Origin of the sequence: Noviherbaspirillum humi (genome assembly GCF_900188095.1) — a bacterium.
Classification (GTDB): Bacteria; Pseudomonadota; Gammaproteobacteria; order Burkholderiales; family Burkholderiaceae_D; genus Noviherbaspirillum; species Noviherbaspirillum humi.
Window position 1 is genome coordinate 478,794 of sequence record NZ_FZOT01000002.1, and the last position, 18,425, is coordinate 497,218.

Below are 18,425 nucleotides of genomic sequence, written 5' to 3' on the forward strand. Positions count from 1 at the left end.
GCGCAAGATCCTCAACCGTGCTTCTTTTCAAAGTCTTTGAGATAGTCGATCAGTGCCGTCACGCCTTCGATCGGCATGGCGTTGTAGATCGAGGCGCGCATGCCGCCGACCGACTTGTGGCCCTTCAGCTGCAGCAGGCGGCGTTCCTTGGCACCCGCCAGGAAGGCCTCATTCAAGCTTTCGTCGCGCAGGTAGAACGGCACGTTCATGCGCGAGCGGCAGGAATTGTCGACCCGGTTGATGTAGAACTCGGTCGAATCCAAATAGCCGTAGAGCAGATTGGCTTTCTCGATGTTGCGCTGCTCCATCGCCGCCACGCCGCCATTGCGCTTGAGCCACTGGAACACCAGGCCGGCGATGTAGATGCCGTAAGTAGGCGGCGTGTTGTACATGGAGTCCGCCTCCGCCACCAGCTTCCAGTTGAAGGCCGAGGGGCAGATCGGCAGCGCATGGCCAAGCAGGTCTTCGCGCACGATCACCACCGTCACGCCGGCCGGGCCGATGTTCTTCTGCGCGCCGCCAAAGATCACGCCGTATTTCGAGACATCCACGGCGCGCGACAGGATGTGGGACGACATGTCGGCCACGATGGGAGCGCCGCCGGTATCGGCCGCCACGTCCGGGGCGTCCTGAAATTCAATGCCGTCGATGGTTTCGTTGGTGCAGATGTGGACGTATGCCGCATCCTTCGACAGGCGCCAGCTATCGCGTGCCGGGATGGCGGTGAACTTGCTATCCTCGGCGGTGGCGGCCAGGTTGGCGTTGCAGTACTTCTTCGCTTCCTTGAAGGACTTGCCGGACCAGGAACCGGTAAGAATGAAATCCACCGTGGCCGGCTGCGTCTTCAGGCCGACGAGGTTCATCGGGATGATGGCGTTCTGGCCGATGCCGCCGCCCTGCATGAACAGGATCTTGTAGTTGGCAGGCACCGCCAGCAGTTCGCGCAGGTCGCGCACGGCCGCTTCGTAGATGGAGATGAATTCCTTGCCGCGGTGGCTCATCTCCATCACCGACATGCCGCTGCCGTGCCAGTCGAGCATTTCCTCGGCCGCCTGCTGCAGCACTTCCTTCGGCAGGACCGCCGGACCGGCGGAGAAGTTGTATACCTGGCTCATCACTCCTCCACGCCGCCAGCCTCGTCATCCGCATCGGCATCGGCATCGGTTTCGAGGATGCGCTGCAAGCCCGACAGGCGGGTGCCGTCCTCCACGGCGATCAGCGTCACGCCCTGGGTGGCGCGGCCCATCTCGCGGATTTCGGCCACGCGGGTGCGGATCAGCACGCCTCCGGTGGTGATCATCATGATCTCGTCGTTCGGCTCCACCAGCGTCGCGGCGACGACCTTGCCGTTGCGCTCGCTGGTCTGGATGGCGATCATACCCTTGGTGCCGCGGCCATGGCGGGTGTACTCGGTGATCGGAGTGCGCTTGCCGTAGCCGTTCTCGGTGGCGGTCAGCACCGACTGTTGCTCGTTCTCGGCCACCAGCAGCGCGATCACCTGCTGTCCGTCTTCCAGGTTCATGCCGCGCACGCCGCGGGCGTTGCGACCCATCGGGCGCACATCGTTTTCGTCGAAGCGCACCGCCTTGCCGGAATCGGAGAACAGCATCACGTCATGCTTGCCGTCGGTGAGGGCGGCGCCGATCAGGTAGTCGCCTTCATCGAGGTCGACGGCGATGATGCCGGCCTTGCGCGGATTGCTGAACTCGGTCAGCGGGGTCTTCTTCACGGTGCCGAGCGCGGTCGACATGAAGATGTAGCGATCTTCCGGGAATGTGCGGTTTTCGCCCGACAGCGGCAGCACCACCGTGATCTTCTCGCCATCCTGCAGCGGGAACATGTTGACGATGGGCTTGCCGCGCGAGGCACGCGAGCCCTGCGGCACTTCCCACACCTTCAGCCAGTACATGCGGCCGCGGTTGGAGAAGCAGAGGATGTAATCATGGGTATTGGCGATGAAGAGCTGGTCGATCCAGTCGTCTTCCTTGGTCGCCATCGCCTGCTTGCCGCGTCCGCCGCGCTTCTGCGCGCGGTACTCGGATACCGGCTGCGACTTCATGTAGCCGGAATGCGAGAGCGTGACCACCATGTCTTGCGGCGCGATCAGGTCTTCGGTGCCGAGGTCGGTCGGGTTCAGCTCGATCTGCGAACGGCGCTCGTCCTTGGCGCCGATGCCATAGTCGTTCCTGGCGGAGTTCAGCTCGTCGCTGATGATGGCCGTGACGCGCTCCGGCTTGGCCAGAATGTCGAGCAGATCGGCGATCTGCGCCATCACGTCCTTGTACTCGTTGACGATTTTGTCCTGTTCCAGGCCGGTGAGGCGCTGCAGGCGCATCTGCAGGATTTCCTGCGCCTGGTCGTCGGACAATTTGTACAGGCCATCGGCCTGCATGCCGTAGTGCTTGGGCAGGTTTTCCGGGCGGAAGGCATCGATGCCGCCAATATTCTCACCGGCGGTGCGGGCCAGCATTTCGCGCACCACGGAGGAATCCCAGGCGCGCGCCATCAGCTCGGCCTTCGCGACCGGCGGCGTAGGCGCGGCCTTGATGATGGCGATGAAGTCGTCGATGTTGGCAAGCGCCACGGCCAGGCCTTCCAGCACGTGGCCGCGTTCGCGCGCCTTGCGCAGCTCGAATACGGTGCGGCGGGTGACCACCTCGCGCCGATGCGACAGGAAGCACTCCAGCATCTGCTTCAGGTTCAGCAGCTTCGGCTGGCCGTCGACCAGCGCCACCATGTTCATGCCGAAGGTATCCTGCAGCTGGGTCTGCTTGTAGAGGTTGTTCAGCACCACCTCGGCCACTTCGCCGCGCTTGAGCTCGATCACCACGCGCATGCCGGACTTGTCGGACTCGTCGCGGATGTCGGAGATGCCTTCCAGCTTCTTGTCACGCACCAGCTCGGCGATGCGCTCCAGCAGCGACTTCTTGTTGACCTGGTAAGGCAGCTCATCGACGATGATGGCGGTGCGGCCCTCGCGGCCGAACTCTTCGAAATGGGTCTTGGCCCGCATCACCACCCGACCGCGCCCGGTGCGATAGCCGTCGCGCACGCCGGAAACGCCGTAGATGATGCCGGCGGTCGGGAAGTCGGGTGCAGGAATGATCTCGATCAGTTCATCGACCGTGCAGTCCGGCGTGCCGAGCACATGCAGCGCGCCGTTGATCACTTCGGTGATGTTGTGCGGCGGGATGTTGGTGGCCATGCCGACCGCGATGCCGGAAGAGCCGTTGATCAGCAGGTTCGGGATGCGGGTCGGCAGCACCGACGGCTCCTTCTCCTTGCCGTCGTAGTTGGGCACGAAGTCGACCGTGTCCTTCTCGATATCCGCCAGCAGCTCGCCGGCGATCTTGTCGAGCCGGCACTCGGTGTAGCGCATCGCCGCGGCATTGTCGCCGTCGATGGAGCCGAAGTTGCCCTGGCCATCGACCAGCGTGTAGCGCAGCGAGAAATCCTGCGCCATGCGCACCAAGGTGTCGTAAATGGCCTGGTCGCCGTGCGGGTGATACTTACCCATCACTTCGCCGACGACGCGCGCGCACTTCACATAGGGCCGGTTCCATACATTGTTCGTCTCGTGCATGGCATACAGCACGCGGCGATGCACCGGCTTCAAGCCATCCCGCACATCGGGCAAGGCGCGGCCCACGATTACGCTCATTGCGTAATCGAGGTAACTCTTGCGCATCTCTTCTTCGAGCGAAATCGGGATGGTTTCTTTAGCGAATTGATCCATTACGGGTCGACTTTGATGGGATTTGCGGAAAAACAAAGCTGAGGCCTAAATGCCACACTTTGCCGAACATTGAATTTTAGCATGGGAGCCAGCCAGCGTGCCGGCAGCCCAGCGGAATAAAAGTCTAAATTCCTCCAATAAATCAATAACTACCCGTTAAAACTCATCATTGGCTCTGAAGGTTTGGGCATGAAGATTTGAACTGAGGGATGAAGCTGGCAGTCGAGTCGATTTATTGAAAATGAAACAACAAGGCTCGGCGACAAAACTTTCCCATGATAAACTTTCCGCTACCGATGCTTTGCACGTTGCGGGAATAGGCGCCGTCGCCTAGCTTTTAGTAACTGCCATTTTTTCGGCATTTAGTGCCTAAATAGAATTTCGGAAAAAGCTACTTGTTTTTAATTTTCCGTTGCAAAGTCACAACAGAAGATTAAAAACAGGCTCAGCTCTTGCAGCTCGAATTCGTTCTAAATCAAGGCTATGGCAGAATGGTGTTAGTCAAACATCATTGCATCAGAACAACCTTATTCAAAGATGTTCTAATAGCATGTGGTAGTATCTATTTTTGAAGTTTGTTATTTGTTGCGCAGTTCATCTGCGGATCTCTCCAACCAAGAGGAAAAATATGAATAAATTAGCAAAACTCGTCTTTGCTGCGTCCGCAGTAGTGTCCTTCTCGGCATCGGCGCAACAGGCAGCGGCGAATCAGGACGTCATGGCCCGGACCCCGAACAGCACCTACCTGCAGGACGCTCGCGGCGTGGTAGCTCGTGATCCGTTCGGCCTCTGCTGGAGGACCGGCACCTGGACTCCGGCTGACGCCGTTCCTGGCTGCGACGGCGAGCTGGTTCGCGCCGCTGCTCCGGCCCCGGCTGCTGCTCCGGCACCCGCACCTGCTCCGGCACCCGCACCTGCTCCGGCTCCGGTTTCCGAGAAAGTCACCTTCGCTGCCGACACCTTCTTCGACTTCGATAAGGCCGTTCTGAAAGCCGACGGCAAAGCCAAGCTGGACGACTTGGTCTCCAAGCTGCAGGGCATGAACCTCGAAGTCATCATCGCCGTTGGCCACACCGACTCCGTCGGCACCGACGCCTACAACCAGAAGCTGTCCGTGCGTCGCGCCGAGGCAGTGAAGTCCTACCTGGTTTCCAAGGGCATCGAAGCCAACCGCGTCTACACCGAAGGCAAGGGCGAGAAGCAGCCGGTTGCTGACAACAAGACCGCCGCTGGCCGCGCCAAGAACCGCCGCGTTGAAATCGAAGTCGTCGGTACCCGCAACAAGTAATCGACGCATTCGAAATGAACCCCGCTTCGGCGGGGTTTTTTTTCGCCTGCCGTACCGCTTTTGTCCCAATGCGGCGGGAGCAAAACCCGCACAGACCCGCTATCATTCTGGCCATGAATGCCGATCCCAACGAACTCAAGAAATTCAGTGACCTCGCCCACCGTTGGTGGGACCCCAATTCCGAATTCCGGCCGCTGCATGAAATCAATCCGCTGCGGCTGGAGTGGATCAATGCCCGGGTACCGTTGGCTGGCAAGAAGGTGCTGGACGTGGGCTGCGGCGGCGGCATCCTGGCCGAATCCATGGCGCGCAAGGGTGCAACTGTCACTGGCATCGACCTGTCGGAAAAGGCGTTAAAGGTGGCCGACCTGCACAGCCTGGAGGCCGAGATCCCGATGCGCTATGAACTGGTTTCTGCGGAAGACCTGGCGGCGCGCGAGCCCGGCCAGTACGACGTCGTCACCTGCATGGAAATGCTGGAGCACGTGCCCGATCCGGCCAAGGTGGTCGCCGCCTGCGCCACCCTGGTCAAGCCCGGCGGCCATGTGTTCTTCTCCACCATCAACCGCAATCCCAAGTCCTACCTGCTCGCGGTGATCGGCGCCGAATACGTGCTGCGCCTGCTGCCGCGCGGCACGCACGACTACGCCAAGTTCATCAAGCCGGCCGAACTGGCACAGCATGTGCGCAACGCCGGTCTGGAACTCGCGGCCATCAAGGGCATGACCTACAATCCCCTGACCCGGGTCTATTCCCTGAACCAGGATACCGACGTCAACTACATGATCGCCTGCACCCGGCCCGCCTGACCGGATTGCATCCCGCCCACTCAACGATTGCCCAGCATGTCTTCTCAGCCGCTACCGGCGCCGCGCGCCATTCTGTTCGACCTCGACGGCACCCTGGCCGATACCGCGCCCGACCTCGCCGGCGCCATGAACCGGGTGCGCATCAAGCGCGGCCTGGAGCCGGCGCCGTATGACATCCTGCGCCCGGTGGCATCGGCCGGCGCCCGCGGCCTGATCGGCGCCGCATTCGGGCTGGCGCCCGGGGACGAAGGCTTCGAGGAATTGAAGGTCGACTTCCTCGATACCTATGCCGGTGCCCTGGCGGTGGATACCCGCCTGTTCGACGGCGTGGGCGAACTGCTCGCGGCGCTCGACGGCCATGGCCTGGCCTGGGGCATCGTCACCAACAAGGCATCCCGCTTCACCGATCCGCTGGTGCCGCTGATCGGCCTGCTGCATGCCGGCTGCGTGGTATCGGGCGACACCACGCCGCATTCCAAGCCGCACCCGGAGCCGTTGCTCGAAGCGGCGCGCCGCCTCGGCCTGGCGCCGGAACACTGCTGGTACGTCGGCGACGACCTGCGCGACATCCAGGCCGGCCGCGCCGCCGGCATGCCGACCGTCGCCGCCGCCTGGGGTTATTGCGGCAAGTCGGAGCCGGTGACCTGGGAAGCCGACGCGATCGCGAAAACTCCGCTCGACATCCTTGGTCTGATCAGAAGCAGCCTGTAAATCCATCCAACCGGCGCCGGCCGGAGGCAGGCATGAGAGCCGGCGCCCTCATCGAGAGCGCATGAAAGATCTGATCGTCGCCCGCCGCGAAGGCCTGTATTGCGTGCCAGGGGATTTCTACATCGACCCCTGGCGTCCGGTCGAACGTGCGGTGATCACGCACGCCCATGCCGACCATGCCCGCGTCGGCCACGGCCGCTATCTCGCCTCGGCGGAGGGCGAAGGCGTGCTGCGGGCACGCCTGGGCCACATCCATCTCGACACCCTTCCCTACGGCGAGCGCATCGTGCACAACGGCGTGACCATCTCGCTGCACCCCGCCGGCCATGTGCTGGGCTCGGCCCAGGTGCGGGTCGAGCACCAGGGCGTGGTGTGGGTCGCGTCCGGCGACTACAAGACCGGCCCCGATCCGACCTGCACCGCCTTCGAACCGGTGCGCTGCCATGCCTTCATCAGCGAATCGACCTTCGGCCTGCCGATCTACCGCTGGCAGCCGCAGGAAACGCTGTACACCGACATCAACGACTGGTGGCGCGCCAATGCGGAGGAAGGCCGCGCCAGCGTCATGTTCTGCTACGCGTTCGGCAAGGCCCAGCGTATCCTGGCGGGCGTTGATCCCAGCATCGGCCCCATCCTCTGCCACGGGGCGGTGGAGCCGCTCAACCGCGCCTACCGGGCTTCCGGCGTCGCCTTGCCGCCGACCCGCCTCGTCACTGAAATCAAGGACAAGGCCGAGCTGAAGCGGGCGCTGGTGATCGCCCCGCCCTCGGCCGCCGGATCGCCCTGGATGAAGCGCTTCGGCGACTACAGCGATGCCTTCGCCAGCGGCTGGATGCAGCTGCGCGGCGCGCGCCGGCGTCGTGCGGTGGACCGCGGCTTCGTGCTCTCCGACCATGCCGACTGGCCCGGCCTGATGGCGGCGATCAAAGCCACCGGGGCGGAGCGGGTCGTCGTCACCCATGGCCAGGTCGGCGTGATGGTGCGCTGGCTGTGCCAGAACGGCCTGGATGCCGGCGCCTTCGACACCGAATACGGCGATGAGGACGACGCAGCGCCGGAAGCAGGCGCGGCGCAGGAGACCACGCAGGAAGCCGGAGCGGACGATGCGTGAATTCGCCCGCCTCTACGCCGAGCTGGACGCCACCACCGCCACCAACCGCAAGCTGCAGGCGCTGAAGCGCTATTTCGGCGCGGCGGCGCCGGAGAATGCCGCCTGGGCGGTCTACTTCCTCGCCGGCGGCAAGCCGCGCCAGCTAGTGCCGACCAAGCTGCTGCGCCAGTACGCGATCGAGTTCGCCGCCATCGACGAATGGCTGTTCGACGAATGCTACGACGCCGTCGGCGACTTCGCCGAGACCATTGCCCATATCCTGCCGCCGCCCAGCCACCAGAGCGACATCGGCCTGGCCGAATGGATGGAGCAGCGCATCGCGCCGCTGCGCGGCAGCGCGCCGGAAGCCATCCGCGCCGCCCTCTTCAACTACTGGAACGAGCTGGAACCGCAGGAACGCTACCTCTTCCTCAAGCTGATCAGCGGCGCCTTCCGCGTCGGCGTCTCGCGCCTGTTGGTGACGCGGGCGCTGAGCGAGCTGGCCGGCGTCGATGCCAAGCTGGTGGCGCAGCGGCTGATGGGCTGGACCGACGGCCGGGTGCATCCGACCGGCGAGCGCTATCTCCAGCTGATCGCGCCGCTTTCGCATCAGGAGCAGGCGCAGCGCGGCGGCCAGCCCTATCCTTTCTTCCTGGCCCATGCGCTGCAGGCCGACCCGCAGACGCTGGGCGACATCGCCGGCTGGCAGGCGGAATGGAAGTACGACGGCATTCGCGCCCAATTGGTGCGGCGCGAGGGCGGCACCTGGCTGTGGTCGCGCGGCGAAGACCTGATCACCGAGCGCTTCCCGGAGATCGCCGCCATCCCGGCCGTCGACGGCACGGTGATCGACGGCGAGATCCTGGTCTGGCAGGACGGCATGCCGGCGCCCTTCTCCGCCCTGCAGCAGCGCATCGGCCGCAAGACGCTGTCGGCCAAGCTGCTGGCCGAACTGCCGGCGGTGCTGGTGGCCTACGACCTGCTGGAGCTGGAGGGCGAGGACATCCGCCGCAAGACCCAGGCCGAGCGCCGGCTGCTGCTGGAGGAAGTGGTGGCGGCAATCGATCATCCGGCGCTGAAGCTGTCGCCGCTGGTGCGGACGACGCGTTGGGACGAGCTGGCGCAGCTGCGCGAAAGCTCGCGCTCGCGCTCGGTGGAAGGCTTGATGCTGAAGGCCATGGAGGCGGAATACGGCGTCGGCCGCACCAAGGATGTCGGCACCTGGTGGAAATGGAAGATCGATCCGTATTCGGTGGATGCGGTGCTGATCTACGCGCAGAGCGGCAGCGGCCGCCGCGCCTCGCTCTATACCGACTACACCTTCGCCGTCTGGGACGAGCAGGCCGGCGAGCGCCGGCTGGTGCCCTTCGCCAAGGCGTACTCCGGCCTCACCGACGAGGAAATCCGCCGCATCGATAACTGGATACGCCGCAACACGGTGGAGAAGTTCGGCCCGGTGCGCAGCGTCAAGCCAAGCATGGTGTTCGAGATCGGCTTCGAAGGCATCGCCGCCTCGCCGCGCCACAAGGCCGGCATCGCGGTGCGCTTTCCGCGCATCCTGCGCATCCGCGACGACAAGCCGATCGAGGAAGCCGATACCCTGGACACGCTCAAGGGCATGCTGAACGCATGAGCACGTTGCCGCATTCCGCCACGCCGCATCCGGAAGATCCGGCCGGACTGCTCGTCGCCTGGTTCGCCACGCGCGGCTGGGCGCCCTTTCCCTTCCAGCGCGAGGTCTGGGACGCGGCCCGCGCCGGCCGCTCCGGCCTGCTGCATGCCGGCACCGGCTCCGGGAAGACTTACGCCCTCTGGTTCGCCGCCCTCGCCCGGGCGCTCGACAAGCCGCCCGGCAAGCGCAAGTCGCTGCAGGTGCTGTGGCTCACGCCGATGCGGGCGCTCGCCGCCGATACCGCCCGGGCGCTGCAGGCACCGCTGCCCGACCTGATCCCGGACTGGCGGGTCGGCCAGCGCACCGGCGATACCTCGTCTTCCGAACGGGCGCGCCAGGCGAAGACTCTGCCGCCGGCGCTGGTGACGACGCCGGAGAGCCTGTCATTGATGTTGGCCCGTGCCGACGCCGAGCAGCAGCTGCGCTCGCTCGACATGGTGATCGTCGACGAATGGCATGAGCTGATCGGCAGCAAGCGCGGCGTGCAGGTGCAGCTGGCGCTGGCGCGGCTGCGGCGCTGGAACCCGGAACTGGTGGTGTGGGGACTGTCGGCCACGCTCGGCAACCTGGCATTGGCGCGCAATGCCCTGATCGGCCCGGAAGGCCTGCTGGTGCAGGGCGAAACCCGCAAGGCGATCGAGATCGACACCCTGATCCCGCCGCAGCCTTCGCGCTTCCCCTGGACCGGCCATCTCGGCATGCAGATGCTGCCGCAGGTGATCGCCGAGATCGAGCGCCATGCCAGTACCCTGGTGTTCACCAATACCCGCGCCCAGGCCGAACAGTGGTACCAGAGCCTGCTCGACGCCCGTCCCGACTGGGCCGGCCTGATCGCCCTGCACCATGGCTCGCTCGACCGCGCAGTCCGCAACTGGGTGGAGCAAAACATCGGCAGCGGCGCGCTGAAGGCGGTGGTATGCACCTCCAGCCTCGACCTCGGCGTGGATTTCGCGCCGGTGGAGCGGGTGCTGCAGATCGGCAGCGCCAAGGGCGTGGCGCGACTGCTGCAGCGGGCCGGCCGCAGCGGCCATGCGCCTGGGCAGGTGTCGCGCGTCAGCCTGGTGCCGACCAACAGCCTGGAACTGCTGGAAGCCGCCGCAGCGCGCGATGCCGTCGCCCGGCGCGAGGTGGAGTCGCGCCAGCCGCCGGCCAAGCCGCTGGACGTGCTGGCGCAGCATCTGGTGACGATCGCCCTCGGCGGCGGCTTCCTGGCCGATGCGCTCCATGAGGAAGTGCGCGGCGCCTGGTCCTACCGCGACCTGACTGCGCAGGAGTGGCAATGGGCGCTGGATTTCGTCGCGCGCGGCGGCGCCAGCCTCACCGCCTACCCCGAATACCATCGCGTGCAGCCCGACGAGCAGGGTGTCTGGCGCGTGCCCAATGCGGCCATCGCCCGCCGCCATCGGCTCAACATCGGCACCATCGTCGCCGACGCCTCGATCCAGGTGAAATTTCTCGGCGGGCAGCGGCTCGGCTCGGTGGAGGAATCCTTCATCTCGCGCCTGAAGCCGGGCGACCACTTCCTGTTCGCCGGGCGGGTGCTGGAATTCGTGCGCATCCATGAGATGAGCGCCTACGTCCGGCTCGCCAACCGCTCGACGGCGGCGGTGCCGCGCTGGCAGGGCGGCCGCCTGCCGCTGTCCTCGCAGCTGGCAGAGGCGATGCTGGACAGGCTGCAGCAGGCGGCGCAGGGACGCTTCGACGGCGCCGAGATGCAGGCGGCGCGGCCGCTGCTGGAGCTGCAGTCCAAATGGTCGGCCCTGCCCACGCGCGACACGCTGGTGGCGGAGCTGATGGCCAGCCGCGAAGGCCATCATCTTTTCCTCTATCCCTTCGCCGGCCGCTCGGTGCATGTCGGGCTGGCGGCGCTGATCGCCTGGCGCGTCGCCCGCCTGCAGCCGGCCACCTTCTCCATCGCCGTCAACGACTACGGCCTGGAACTGCTCTGCGCCGAGGACCTGCCCTGGCGCCATCTGCTGGAGGAAGGCGCCCTGCTCTCCGAGGACGATCTGCTGGCGCATGTGCTGGCCAGCCTCAACGCCACCGAACTGGCGCAGCGCCGCTTTCGCGAGATCGCCCGCATCGCCGGCCTGGTCTTCCAGGGCCCGCCCGGCCAGGCCAAGAACGCGCGCCAGCTGCAGGCATCGTCCAGCCTGTTCTTCCAGGTGTTCCGCCAGCACGACGCCGGCAACTTGCTGCTCGACCAGGCGCAGCGCGAGGTGCTGGAGCAGGAACTGGAAATCGGCCGGCTGCGCGACACCCTGCGCGAACTGCGCCGGCGCCGGCTCGACGTGCATGCCATCGCCCGCGCCACGCCCTTCGCCTTTCCGCTGCTGATCGACAGGCTGCGCGAAAAGCTGTCCACCGAGAAGCTGTCGGGCCGGGTGGCGCGCATGCTGCGCGAACTCGAAAAGGCGGCCGAGGTCGGACCCATGAAGCGCGCTGCGAGGACGCGCTGAGAAGGAAGCCGCCATGCCCGCGCCTGCGCTCACGCCCCATGCCGAACTCGCCGTCGCCGGCGAAACGCTGCAGTTGCTGCCGCAGCGGGCGGCTTTATGGCCGGCACGGCGCATGCTGCTGGTGGCCGACATTCACATCGGCAAGGCGGCCGCCTTCCGCGCCGGCGGCGTGCCGGTGCCGGCCGGCACCACGCTGCAGAACCTGGAGGCGCTCGACCGCTTGCTGCGCACGCATGACATCGACGAAGTGATGTTCCTCGGCGATTTCCTGCACGCGCGCGCCGGCCGGGCGCCGGCCACGCTGGCCGCCCTGCAGGCCTGGCGCGAGCGGCATGCGCGGCTGGCGCTGACCCTGGTGCGCGGCAACCATGACAGCCATGCGGGCGATCCGCCAGCCTCGCTCGACATCGAGGTGGTGGACGAGCCGCATCGCGTCGGCCCGTTCCTGTTCTGCCACCATCCCGAAGAGCGCGAGGAGGCGTATGTGATCGCCGGCCATGTGCATCCGGTGTTCCGGCTCGCCGCCGGCGGCGATTCGCTGCGCCTGCCCTGCTTCCTGTTCGGGCCGAAGCGCGGCATGCTGCCTTCCTTCGGCGCCTTCACCGGCGGCCATGCGGTGACGCCGCTGCCGGGCGAGCGCCTGTTCCTGGCCGCCGAGGACCGGGTATTTGCGCTACCATCGCCGACGCCCATCGACTGAAGGAACCGCCATGCCCATCGTCCGCAGCCTGCTCGAAACCGACCTCTACAAGTTCACCATGTGGCAGGCGCTGCTGCACGGCCATCCCGGCGCGCAGGCCGAGTATGAGTTCGCCTGCCGCAACACCCCGTCCTATCCGCTCGCCGAGCTGGTGGATGACATCGACCGCGAGCTGGACCATCTCTGCTCGCTCGGCTTCGGCGAAGACGAGCTGGCCTACCTGCGCGGCCTGCGCTTCATGAAGAGCGACTTCGTCGACTTCCTCACCGTGTTCCGCTTTCAGCGCAAGTTCATCCGGGTCCATGCCGAAGGCGAGAAGCTGGTGATCCGCGCCATCGGTCCGCAGGTGCATGTGATGGGCTTCGAGATCTACGTGCTGTACATCGTCAACGAGCTCTACTTCCGGCGCTTCGACCATCAAGCGGCGATGGAAGAAGGCCGCAAGCGCCTGCAGGAGAAGATCGCGCTGCTGCGGGAGTTCGAGCGGGAGCCGCAGCGGCGGCACAGCTTCTCCTTTTTCGACTTCGGGCTGCGCCGGCGCTTCTCCGGCGAATGGCATGACGAGGTGGTGGAAACGCTGGCGCGCGAGGTGCCCCAGCATTTCAAGGGCACATCCAACGTCTGGCTGGCGAAGAAGCACGGCATCGTGCCGATCGGCACCATGGCGCATGAATACCTGCAATCCTTCCAGGCTTTCGGCGTGCGCCTGCGCGACTTCCAGAAGGCAGCCCTGGAAGACTGGGTGCAGGAGTACCGCGGCGACCTCGGCACCGCGCTCACCGACGTGGTCGGCATGGATGCCTTCCTGCGCGACTTCGATCTCTACTTCGCCAAGCTGTTCGACGGCCTGCGCCACGATTCCGGCGATCCGGTGGAATGGGGCGAGAAGGCGCTGACGCATTACGCGAAGCTGCGCATCGACGCCCATACAAAACGCCTGGTGTTTTCCGATGCGCTGACGCTGCCGAAGGCGTTCTCACTGTACCGGCATTTCGCCGACCGCATCCAGACCGGCTTCGGCATCGGCACCAACCTCACCAACGACATGGGCATCCCGGCGCTCAACATCGTGATGAAGCTTCTGTCCTGCAATGGCCAGACGGTGGCCAAGCTGTCCGATTCGCCCGGCAAGACCATCACCCGCGACGAAACCTTCCTCGCCTACCTGCGCCAGGTGTTCAATCACCCGGCGCCGGCTGCCTGACGATCCGAAGGCTTTTATCCGAGCAATGCCGGACGCCGGCGACCGGCGCCATTGGCCTGCTCGAAGGCATGCGCAATCTGCAGCAGCGCCAGCTCGCCCTGGTGGCGGCCGACGATCTGCAACCCGACCGGCAGGCCGTCATCGGTAAAGCCGCAGGGCACCGAGATCGCCGGATGGCTGGTGGCGGTGATGTAGTAGCAGGAGCGCATCCAGTCGATGTAGCTTTCCATCGCCACGCCGTCGATCTCGGTGACGTAGGCCTGCTCCACCGGGAAGGGCGGCACCTGGTTCACCGGCAGCACGAGGAAGTCGACATCCTGCATGAAGCGGTGCATGCGTTCGAACAGCGCGGTGCGCAGCTTCTCCGCCCGGCCGACGTCCGGGCCGCTGAGCTTGCGTCCTTCGAGGATGTTCCACGCCAGGGTGTCCTTCAGCACGCCGGGATGCTGGTCCAGCACCGCGCCGAGCTGCTGCTCGAAGGCATGGGCGCGCAGCGTCATGAATACCTCGTGCGCGCCGTGGAAGTTCGGGCTGGCTTCCTCGACGCGGCAGCCGATCTGCTCGAACACGCCGCGCTGGGCGTCGATCACCGATCTGACGCCTCCGTCCACCGGCATGCCGTCGATGTTCAGGCCCCAGGCGATGCGCGCACCCTTGAAGTCCCGCTCCAGCGGCGCGCGGAACTGGGTGCCGTCCTGGGCGATGGCCATGGGGTCTCGTGCATCGTGCCCGGCGATCACCGAGAGATAGAGCGCCAGGTCCTGCACCGTGCGCGCCATCGGGCCCGACACGGAAAGATTGGCCCACCCGTTCTGCGCCGGCACCTGCGGCACCCGGCCGACCGAGGGCCGCAGCCCCACCACGTTGCAGAAGTTGGCCGGGCAGCGCAGGGAGCCGCCCATGTCGGTGCCGTCGGCCAGCGCGGCCATGCCGGTGGCCAGCGCGACCGCCGCGCCGCCGCTGGAGCCGCCGCAGGTCTTGCCGAGGTCGTAGGGATTGCGGGTGGCGCCGAAGACGGCGTTGAAGGTTTGCGAGCCGGCGCCGAATTCCGGCGTGTTGGTCTTGCCGATGCTGATGGCGCCGGCCTGCTGCTGGCGTTCCACCATCAGGGCGCTGCGGGTCGGCACGAAATGCTCATGCACCTTGGAGCCGAAGGTGGTGCGCATGCCCTTGGTCAGGATCAAGTCCTTGTGCGCCACCGGCAGGCCGTGCAGCGGACCGAGCGGCTCGCCGCGCGCCTGCGCCTCGTCGGCCGCCAGCGCCTCCTGCAGCGCCTGCTCCGCATGCAGGGTGACGATGGCATTGACCTGGGGATTGATGCGCGCTATCTGCGCCAGGTGGGCGTTCATGACTTCGCGCGCGGAGAGCTGGCCGGCGCGGATTTGCGCCGCCATGTCGCTGGCGCTCATCAGGCAGATTTCCTGGTTCACAGTAGGTGCCTCCTTCTTGTTGTTGAGAATGCCCATGACATTTCGTTCCGCCGCCGACGCCGAATCTTGGGGCTAACGAACATCATAACCGCGGGGCAAGAAACCGGCATCGCAAGCCGAATGCCATGATGGCGGAAAAGAACTATCCCGCCGCCTTGCCATCTTAGCGATATGTCCACAAGGCACCCGTGCCGCAAGGAGACCCGCATGGCAGAAGACAGAAAGCATTTCATCGATGAAGCAGATATCGGCAGCGGCGAACGTTCGCCGGCGCAGCAGGATATCGATAGGGAAACCCAGAAAGTCAACGTGCCGCTACCGCACGTCGGCCGGCCGCAGGATGGCAGCCAGTTCGGCCACGAGGTGATCGAGGAGCAGGACTACGCCAACCAGCGTCCGCGGCCGGAAGAGGAAAGGCCGATCATGGGCGCCGGCGAGTCGGACGCGCCGGGCAAGGTGCTGCAGAGCGGCACCCACATCGCCCGCATCGCCGCGCCGCAGCTGCCGGACGGCACCTACGAGGCGCAGGTCTTCGTGCGCCTGACGCGCGAGCCGGAACTGGCCGAGACCTATATTCCGGTGGGCACCCATCCGACCGCCGAAGCAGCGCTGAAGGCGGCGGAAGAGCGGGCCCAGCGCGCCTTCAAGGAGCATGAGTTCTGACGCTTGCTCCAGGCGCAGGCGTTTCATGCCGTCGCGCATGGAACGCCTGTACCATTTTGGCTCCCAAGAGCGTGTCATCAACCCCAACAGGGGTCGCGTTCCAGTCTCGCGAGGAGCCCATGCCAATCATCATCTCATCCATGCCGTTGCGCCTTTCCGCCTTCCTGTTCGCCGCAGCCCTGCTTGCTGGCTGCGTCGCCCCGCCGCAGCGCCAGGCGGGAGTGCTGCCAGGCAGCGGCGTGACGGTCTACGCCGCCGGCGACATCGCCGACTGCCGCTATCGCCTGCCTCACCTGAGCGGCGCCTACGAGACGTCGGAACTGGTCCTGCGTCACCTGCGCCAGGATCCGCAGGCGGTGGTGCTTACGCTGGGCGACAACACCTATCCGGTCGGCACGCTGGCGGAATTCCGCGATTGCTATGAGCCGACCTGGGGCCGATTCAAGGCCCGCACCTATCCCTCGCCCGGCAACCATGAGTACTACACCGCCGGCGCGCCCGGCTACTACGGCTATTTCGGCGCCGCCGCCGGGCCGGACCGGCGCGGCTATTACAGCTTCCGCCTCGGCGGCTGGCATGTGGTCTCGCTCAACAGCGAACTCAAGGGGGAAGCCATGCAGGCGCAGCTGGCGTGGCTGAAGGAAGACCTGGCGCAGCATCCGATGCATTGCACCCTCGCCTTCCTCCACCACCCCCGCTTCAGTTCCGGCGGCCACAGCGACAATCCGCGCATGGAGGCGATCTGGCGCACGCTGCACGCAGCCGGCGTGGATGTGGTGCTGGCCGGGCACGATCATCATTACGAGCGCTTCGCGCCGCTGGACGCGGATGGCCGCCGCGACGACCGGCGCGGGATGCGGCAGTTCGTGGTCGGCACCGGCGGCGCCCAGTTCAGCCCGCTGCGCCTGCCGCAGGACGGCACCGAAGAACGCAACAACAACACCCATGGCGTGCTGCGCCTGGTGCTGAAGGATACCGGCTATGAATGGACTTTCCTGCCGGCGCGTCACGAGGGCTATAGCGACGAGGGCGTCGGCCTTTGTCATTGAACGACAGGCACATCAATGCGAGGTAAACCATGCCAGGACAAGCCGGCGAGTCACTGCGCCTTTTCTACGCCCTGTGGCCGGACGATAACGTCCGCGCGTCGCTGATGGGATTGCAGACCCTGCTTCAGGGCCGCATCGTGCCGCAGCAGAACCTGCACATCACCCTGGCCTTCCTCGGCCAGCAGCCGGCCGGCGCGCTGCCGGCGCTGAAGGACATCCTGCGGCGGCTGCCGAAAACTCGGCTCGGCCTGACCGTCGACCGCATGGCCTACTTCAACGGCAACCGCATCGCCTGGGCCGGCATGCATCAGACGCCGGAGGCGCTGTTCGGCCTGCAGCGGGAACTGGCGCGCCTGCTGAAGGAGCAAGGCATCGCCTGCGACGACAAGGGAAAGTTCAAGCCGCATGTGACCCTGGCGCGGGATGCGGCGCCGCCGCCCGACACCTTCTTCACGCCGTTCACCTGGGAAGCGAACCGGGTGGCGCTGGTGCAATCGCTGACCAAGGCGGGCGGCCCGGTCTACACCGTGCTGGCGGAGCGGGCCATCGACCAGGACGTGACGGTTCAGGATGCGGCCGGCGCAGCGGCGCGGGAAAGCTGAGGGAGGCGGCAACCGCCGGCCGCATGCCGGCGTCTCGCCTGGATCAGAGCGCGACGCCGGCCGGCTCGGGAAGCGAATCCGGCTGGGCCGACGCTTCCGCCGCCAGCTTGCGCAGCACATGCGAGGCCGCCACCAGGCCGAAGGAGGCGGTCACCACCACGGAAGAGCCGAAGCCGGCGCAGTTCAGCCCGGTGACCGAATTGCCGATGTCGCAGGCCTCGGCGCTTTCCGGAAACAGCAGCGGCTCGGTGGAGAACACCGCGTCGATGCCGTACTTCGGCTTCTCGCCGCGCGGAAAGCCGTGGTGGGCGCGCAGGCGCTTGCGTACCTTGGCCAGCAGCGGTTCGTGCTCGGTCCGGTTGAGGTCGCGGATCTCGATGCGGGTCGGGTCGGTCTGGCCGCCGGCGCCGCCGATGGTGATCAGGCGTATGCCCTGCTCGCGGCAATAGGCGATCAGCGCCGTCTTGGCGCGCACGTCGTCGATCGCATCGACCACGTAATCGAAGTTGCCGCTGCCTATCATTCCGGCAATGTTGTCGGCGGTGATGAAGTCCTCGATCTCGGTGACGCGGCAATACGGGTTGATCTGCGCGATGCGCTCGGTCAGCGCCGTGACCTTGGCCTTGCCGAGGGTATCGGTCAGGGCGTGGATCTGGCGGTTGATGTTGGACTCGGCGACGTTGTCGAGATCGATCATGGTGATGTTGCCGACGGCGCTGCGGGCCAGGGCTTCCACCACCCAGGAGCCGACGCCGCCGACGCCGATCACGCACACCCTGGCGCGCTGGAAATGATCGAGGGCCGGCTTGCCGTACAGGCGGGCGATGCCGCCGAAGCGGCGGTCGAAATCGATGTCTTCCCCGGCTTGCGAAAGCGTCAAGGAAGCGTCGTTGGAGCGGAGCGGGATTACGGTCGTCATCCCGTTATTTTAACGGAGAGTAAGGGAAGTTTTCAGCGGGAATGTCGATTGATATCAATCAAATCAAGACCTTGCCGCATTTGCCATCAACCT

The 18,425-nt window shown here is 65.8% G+C and carries 15 protein-coding genes; 11 read left to right on the forward strand and 4 right to left on the reverse strand.

Going from position 1 to position 18,425, the window contains the following annotated elements; translation table 11 throughout:
• Positions 1-11 precede the first annotated feature (11 nt).
• A complete protein-coding gene (gene serC / locus CHB88_RS05555) occupies positions 12-1,115 on the reverse strand; it encodes a 3-phosphoserine/phosphohydroxythreonine transaminase (protein WP_089398285.1) in 1,104 nt (367 codons plus the stop codon).
• Complete coding sequence (gyrA, locus tag CHB88_RS05560; protein ID WP_089398286.1) at positions 1,115-3,736, reverse strand: DNA gyrase subunit A; 2,622 nt, start codon at positions 3,734-3,736, stop codon at positions 1,115-1,117. The genes serC and gyrA overlap by 1 nt, the downstream gene beginning before the upstream one ends.
• Positions 3,737-4,364: 628 nt before the next feature.
• Here gyrA and ompA point away from each other — a divergent pair.
• From ompA to pncB, 8 genes are all read left to right on the forward strand, one after another.
• Positions 4,365-5,024, forward strand: a complete 660-nt coding sequence (gene ompA, locus CHB88_RS05565) for an outer membrane protein OmpA (RefSeq protein WP_089398287.1) — start codon at positions 4,365-4,367, stop codon at positions 5,022-5,024.
• A gap of 113 nt (positions 5,025-5,137) precedes the next feature.
• Complete coding sequence (ubiG, locus tag CHB88_RS05570) at positions 5,138-5,833, forward strand: bifunctional 2-polyprenyl-6-hydroxyphenol methylase/3-demethylubiquinol 3-O-methyltransferase UbiG (RefSeq protein ID WP_089398288.1); 696 nt, start codon at positions 5,138-5,140, stop codon at positions 5,831-5,833.
• Between the two features lie 36 nt (positions 5,834-5,869).
• The gene (locus CHB88_RS05575; protein ID WP_089398289.1) at positions 5,870-6,544 is read left to right on the forward strand and encodes an HAD family hydrolase; all 675 of its coding nucleotides are present in this window, start codon (positions 5,870-5,872) and stop codon (positions 6,542-6,544) included.
• 61 nt (positions 6,545-6,605) lie between these two features.
• Positions 6,606-7,655 carry a ligase-associated DNA damage response exonuclease gene (locus CHB88_RS05580; RefSeq protein WP_089398290.1) on the forward strand — a complete coding sequence of 350 codons (1,050 nt, stop codon included), beginning with the start codon at positions 6,606-6,608 and terminating at the stop codon, positions 7,653-7,655.
• Positions 7,648-9,267 carry an ATP-dependent DNA ligase gene (locus tag CHB88_RS05585; protein WP_089398291.1) on the forward strand — a complete coding sequence of 540 codons (1,620 nt, stop codon included), beginning with the start codon at positions 7,648-7,650 and terminating at the stop codon, positions 9,265-9,267. Before CHB88_RS05580 ends, CHB88_RS05585 begins: the two co-directional genes overlap by 8 nt.
• A complete protein-coding gene (locus tag CHB88_RS05590) occupies positions 9,264-11,765 on the forward strand; it encodes a ligase-associated DNA damage response DEXH box helicase (RefSeq protein ID WP_089398292.1) in 2,502 nt (833 codons plus the stop codon). The genes CHB88_RS05585 and CHB88_RS05590 overlap by 4 nt, the downstream gene beginning before the upstream one ends.
• Positions 11,766-11,778: 13 nt before the next feature.
• Complete coding sequence (gene pdeM, locus CHB88_RS05595) at positions 11,779-12,465, forward strand: ligase-associated DNA damage response endonuclease PdeM (protein WP_089398293.1); 687 nt, start codon at positions 11,779-11,781, stop codon at positions 12,463-12,465.
• Between the two features lie 10 nt (positions 12,466-12,475).
• The gene (gene pncB, locus CHB88_RS05600; protein WP_089398294.1) at positions 12,476-13,669 is read left to right on the forward strand and encodes a nicotinate phosphoribosyltransferase; all 1,194 of its coding nucleotides are present in this window, start codon (positions 12,476-12,478) and stop codon (positions 13,667-13,669) included.
• 14 nt (positions 13,670-13,683) lie between these two features.
• On the opposite strand, the gene CHB88_RS05605 is transcribed toward pncB, so the two are convergent.
• Entirely contained in the window at positions 13,684-15,135 is a 1,452-nt protein-coding gene (locus tag CHB88_RS05605; RefSeq protein WP_176442328.1) for an amidase, read from the reverse strand.
• Positions 15,136-15,306: 171 nt separating this feature from the next.
• On the opposite strand from CHB88_RS05605, the gene CHB88_RS25510 reads away from it, so the two are divergent.
• The 3 genes from CHB88_RS25510 to thpR all read left to right on the forward strand — a co-directional run bounded on the left by CHB88_RS25510 (position 15,307) and on the right by thpR (position 17,413).
• Complete coding sequence (locus CHB88_RS25510) at positions 15,307-15,762, forward strand: hypothetical protein (protein ID WP_245844754.1); 456 nt, start codon at positions 15,307-15,309, stop codon at positions 15,760-15,762.
• 119 nt (positions 15,763-15,881) lie between these two features.
• Positions 15,882-16,811: a metallophosphoesterase family protein gene (locus tag CHB88_RS05615; RefSeq protein ID WP_245844755.1), complete on the forward strand. Its 930-nt coding sequence runs from the start codon at positions 15,882-15,884 to the stop codon at positions 16,809-16,811.
• Between the two features lie 29 nt (positions 16,812-16,840).
• Positions 16,841-17,413 (forward strand): RNA 2',3'-cyclic phosphodiesterase, encoded by a 573-nt coding sequence (thpR, locus tag CHB88_RS05620; protein WP_089398295.1) that lies wholly within the window; start codon positions 16,841-16,843, stop codon positions 17,411-17,413.
• Between the two features lie 43 nt (positions 17,414-17,456).
• Here the strand turns inward: thpR and tcdA are convergent, their stop codons facing one another.
• Complete coding sequence (gene tcdA, locus CHB88_RS05625; protein ID WP_089398296.1) at positions 17,457-18,332, reverse strand: tRNA cyclic N6-threonylcarbamoyladenosine(37) synthase TcdA; 876 nt, start codon at positions 18,330-18,332, stop codon at positions 17,457-17,459.
• Positions 18,333-18,425: the final 93 nt, after the last annotated feature.

Excerpts from the sequence above, each read along its gene's own strand:
- serC (WP_089398285.1), bottom strand. The coding sequence starts at position 1,115 with ATGAGCCAGGTATACAACTTCTCCGCCGGTCCGGCGGTCCTGCCGAAG.
- gyrA (WP_089398286.1), bottom strand. The coding sequence starts at position 3,736 with ATGGATCAATTCGCTAAAGAAACCATCCCGATTTCGCTCGAAGAAGAG.
- ompA (WP_089398287.1), top strand. The coding sequence starts at position 4,365 with ATGAATAAATTAGCAAAACTCGTCTTTGCTGCGTCCGCAGTAGTGTCC.
- ubiG (WP_089398288.1), top strand. The coding sequence starts at position 5,138 with ATGAATGCCGATCCCAACGAACTCAAGAAATTCAGTGACCTCGCCCAC.
- CHB88_RS05575 (WP_089398289.1), top strand. The coding sequence starts at position 5,870 with ATGTCTTCTCAGCCGCTACCGGCGCCGCGCGCCATTCTGTTCGACCTC.
- CHB88_RS05580 (WP_089398290.1), top strand. The coding sequence starts at position 6,606 with ATGAAAGATCTGATCGTCGCCCGCCGCGAAGGCCTGTATTGCGTGCCA.
- CHB88_RS05585 (WP_089398291.1), top strand. The coding sequence starts at position 7,648 with ATGCGTGAATTCGCCCGCCTCTACGCCGAGCTGGACGCCACCACCGCC.
- CHB88_RS05590 (WP_089398292.1), top strand. The coding sequence starts at position 9,264 with ATGAGCACGTTGCCGCATTCCGCCACGCCGCATCCGGAAGATCCGGCC.
- pdeM (WP_089398293.1), top strand. The coding sequence starts at position 11,779 with ATGCCCGCGCCTGCGCTCACGCCCCATGCCGAACTCGCCGTCGCCGGC.
- pncB (WP_089398294.1), top strand. The coding sequence starts at position 12,476 with ATGCCCATCGTCCGCAGCCTGCTCGAAACCGACCTCTACAAGTTCACC.
- CHB88_RS05605 (WP_176442328.1), bottom strand. The coding sequence starts at position 15,135 with ATGGGCATTCTCAACAACAAGAAGGAGGCACCTACTGTGAACCAGGAA.
- CHB88_RS25510 (WP_245844754.1), top strand. The coding sequence starts at position 15,307 with ATGGCAGAAGACAGAAAGCATTTCATCGATGAAGCAGATATCGGCAGC.
- CHB88_RS05615 (WP_245844755.1), top strand. The coding sequence starts at position 15,882 with ATGCCAATCATCATCTCATCCATGCCGTTGCGCCTTTCCGCCTTCCTG.
- thpR (WP_089398295.1), top strand. The coding sequence starts at position 16,841 with ATGCCAGGACAAGCCGGCGAGTCACTGCGCCTTTTCTACGCCCTGTGG.
- tcdA (WP_089398296.1), bottom strand. The coding sequence starts at position 18,332 with ATGACGACCGTAATCCCGCTCCGCTCCAACGACGCTTCCTTGACGCTT.